Origin of the sequence: Shewanella sp. 4t3-1-2LB, assembly GCF_017368415.1 — a bacterium.
Taxonomy (GTDB): domain Bacteria; phylum Pseudomonadota; class Gammaproteobacteria; order Enterobacterales; family Shewanellaceae; genus Shewanella; species Shewanella fodinae.
Genome location: NZ_JAFNJD010000136.1, coordinates 1 through 508 on the forward strand (window position 1 = coordinate 1; position 508 = coordinate 508).

Consider the following 508-nt stretch of genomic DNA (forward strand, 5'->3'; position numbering starts at 1 on the left):
TAATTGCTTTTTCGCGATTAGTTTATCAAGCAGATCATCCGGTTTATCTTTGGCTGACCACGTCAAATTAATCAAAATGACGAGTGCTATTTGCTCTAGGCCTGATACATCAAAAAGCATGCTAGAGTGGAGTGCGAAACCGCGTTTCAACTGGGAAGTACGCTCTTTTACGTCAGTAATATTCAATACTGTTTCAAGCGGGACAATGTTCACCATGACGACATATACACTCCGTCCATGCTCCCAAAGCTAGTTCGCAATTCAAATACTTGTCGAAGATAAAATAGCCCAACATGAGGTTCAATTTTTTGATGCGATGCTAACCGTTTAGCACTAACTAAGAGACCATCTTCCAACAGCCGATAGACCTGTTCTATCGACGTATTTAACACCGCTGCCGTTTCAGCAATACTTAGCAACAAATCGGCTTGATTAGGTGTTTTTGAACGCGGGAAACGTTCTGTAAATGCAGAAAAATATGACATCACTGTGCGGTGAATAAATGAAT

At 40.9% G+C, this 508-nt stretch carries 1 protein-coding gene and 1 pseudogene; both read right to left on the reverse strand.

All coding sequences use genetic code 11. From position 1 onward, the window contains the following. On the reverse strand, positions 1-216 hold a 216-nt coding region (locus J3L11_RS18970; protein ID WP_207572004.1), incomplete at its 3' end, for a hypothetical protein. Continuing rightward, a pseudogene (locus J3L11_RS18975) lies at positions 210-508 on the reverse strand (hypothetical protein); the annotation flags it as partial. The gene J3L11_RS18970 and the pseudogene J3L11_RS18975, both read right to left, overlap by 7 nt.